Origin of the sequence: Anaerobacillus sp. 1_MG-2023 (assembly GCF_030547345.1) — a bacterium.
In the GTDB taxonomy this organism is placed as follows: Bacteria; Bacillota; Bacilli; order Bacillales; family Guptibacillaceae; genus Guptibacillus; species Guptibacillus hwajinpoensis_B.
This window is the reverse complement of record NZ_JAUORD010000344.1, coordinates 1-220: the sequence shown is the minus strand read 5'-3', so window position 1 is coordinate 220 and position 220 is coordinate 1. Positions and strand designations below refer to the sequence as shown.

Annotated in this window: 1 protein-coding gene; it reads left to right on the top strand. The window is 36.8% G+C overall.

What is annotated here, in order from left to right; all coding sequences use genetic code 11:
- Positions 1-220, top strand: a 220-nt coding sequence (locus Q4550_RS24385; RefSeq protein WP_303536846.1) for an MSCRAMM family protein, incomplete at both ends; no start/stop codon positions are given.

The window sequence follows — 220 nt, the reverse complement described above, 5'->3', positions numbered from 1 at the left end:
ACTTATGTTAATTCATGAGAATGTCGTAACACCAGGTTCCGTTCTTCTAACCAAAGTCGATCAAGAAGATAAATCAAGAATGCTTGCTGACGCAGTCTTCACACTAGTAGATTCAGAAGGCAACGTAATTGTAGAATCTCTTGAAACAGATGAAAATGGTCAAATTCAAGTAGATGATTTAACTCCAGGTGATTATCGTTTCATTGAAACGAATGCACCA